Raw genomic sequence first — 2,341 nt, forward strand, 5'->3', positions numbered from 1 at the left:
CTTTGAATTTTTCACATGCTTTTTGCAATAAATCAAAGTCGCTAATTTCTTCTAAGAATTTATCAACTTTAAAATCATTTCTTTTTGCTTCTGTTTTAATTAATTTAATTGAATCTGTTTGTAATTCTTTTTCGGTTATTACTACTTGATTTTGAGTTCTCGGCGGTGTAGCTGTCATCTTAATAATATATTGAGCAGCTTTTTGAATCAATGCTTCAAAATGCTTTTCATTTTGTTGATCTTTATTTTTTAAGTCATTTCTATCAATATCAACAAAATTGTTTTTAACCTCACCCCCGTGGTGCGATTCATCTCTTATATAGATTAATTTATAGCCTTCATTTTTAATCTCTTCAATAAAGTTTTCTAGGTAATTATATTCTGTAAGGATTCTTCCTTTTCCAAAGGTTGAAGCCCCAAAAATCATTACTTTATTTTGCTCTAAAACTAATCTTGGTTCATAATCTTTATTTTTAGTTTTATTGATACTAGGCGATTCAATTCTTTCAATATTTCTAATCGAGTATAAAACATGTTTGTATTCATTTAAATTTTGTTCCATTTGCTTAGGCAATTCGCCAGAAGATAAAGTTGCAATAATAAAAAATAATTTTTGCTTATTACCATGTAATTTAATTAATCGATCAATTACATTAGCAATCATGAATGTTTTGCCACTACCGGTGGGCGCTTTAAAATAAATCGATGATTTATTATTTAAATCACATTTTTCAACTAATTCTTTAACTGCTCTAGCTTGGACATCAGATAAATTAATTGCCGCCATTTTCATTTTCCTTATCAGTATCAAGAGGTTTTAAAGACATTAGGTCAAAATAAAGTTGCTTTTCAAATTTTGTGAATGTTGTGATTCCATTGTCTTGTAATTCGTCAATTAATGTTTGCTTGATTAATTCATTATTAACATTGTCATCGAAAAGTTTTGTATCAAAATATTCAATGTTAAAAACATTAAGATTTTGCTTATAAGGTTTATTCTTTTCTAGTCATTTAAATGATTCTTCTTTTGTACCTTTACCGTTATTTATTCTATAAAGTCTTTCATAAGTTACATCATATGCTATGTTATTTTCATTATTAGTAACTAATGTAAAAGTTCTATTTCCACCATCTTCTCTGTTTAATTCCATAACAGCGTGACCTGTGGTACCAGAACCAGCGAAGAAATCAAGAACACGGGCGTTTTTGTTGGGGATTAGATTGATTAGATATTTTAATAATTGGGTAGGTTTGGGATGATCAAATATTTTAGTATTAAAAATTTCTTTTTGCGTTTGTGTTCCTAATGTGTTATGAATTTTAGAGATTAAATTTGAGAATTTAGATGTTCTAACTATTTTATTTCCTTCATTATCTACGAATTGATATTGTTTACTATAAACGGAATCATTTTTAAATAGTATAAAATCATTTTCTATTCCCCATTTAACTTTACTTGCCGCTCACCTTCACCGCCAGTCTTTTACTGCATGTTTTCCACTTTGTCTTCTTAATCAATTTTCTTGAGATTTTCCAGGATAATATTTTTTGTTATTATGCTCAATAACATAATCTAGACCGCTAGATCAAGTTAATGATGCCATATCTAACTGTTTTAAACAATATTTTCCTCTTTCTCTAACATGTTTATCTTCAAATTTATAATTGGAATTTTCATCAACATTTTGCTCTTCTTCATTAAGGAAAATTTTATTGATATTTTTTCCATACACAAGAACATATTCTGTTAAAACTTTTAGTCATTTTGAATCAGAAGCAGATCCAGAATTTTTCTTTTCTCATACTATATTTGCGATAAAATTCTCTTCCCCAAAAATTTCGTCCATTAATACTTTTAAATAAGCCTGTTCTGTATCATCAATTGATACAAAAATAACCCCATCTTCTTTCAATAGGTTCTTTGCCATTCTTAAACGTTCGCTCATCATATTCAGTCAGCCTGTACGACTGAATTTATCACGATAAATAAATTTTGAAGCTGTTACTCCATCTTTTTCGCCATTTTTTAAACTATTTCCATCGCTCAAAGATGATTCGGTATTATAAGGAGGGTCGATGTAAATTACATCGTAAAATGCATTGGTGTCGCTAGCGACTCTCTCTCTCTCTCTCTCTCTCTCTATCACTAATAGATTCTTTAAAGCATCATAGTTTTCACCAATAATTAGAGTATTTTCAAATTCTTGGTGATTTAACATATCATTAATAAATGATTTTTCATTATCTTTTTTAAGTAAAGCTAAAGCTGTGTTTTTGCAAGCTGGTGCTTCATCGAAAACAAAACCAATTTTTACTCTTTTAATTAAAAATTGATATACAT

General features: G+C 28.4%; 2 protein-coding genes. Both read right to left on the reverse strand.

Annotated elements, in window-relative coordinates; genetic code table 4:
- Positions 1-793 (reverse strand): DEAD/DEAH box helicase family protein (locus tag KQ878_RS03645; RefSeq protein WP_216567966.1); only part of this gene is annotated, 793 nt, incomplete at its 3' end.
- Positions 774-2,341: site-specific DNA-methyltransferase (locus tag KQ878_RS03650; RefSeq protein ID WP_216567967.1), on the reverse strand; the 1,568-nt coding region annotated here is incomplete at its 5' end. The genes KQ878_RS03650 and KQ878_RS03645, both read right to left, overlap by 20 nt.

It is taken from the genome of Mycoplasma zalophidermidis, assembly GCF_018913985.1.
Classification (GTDB): Bacteria; Bacillota_I; Bacilli_A; order Mycoplasmatales; family Metamycoplasmataceae; genus Mycoplasmopsis; species Mycoplasmopsis zalophidermidis.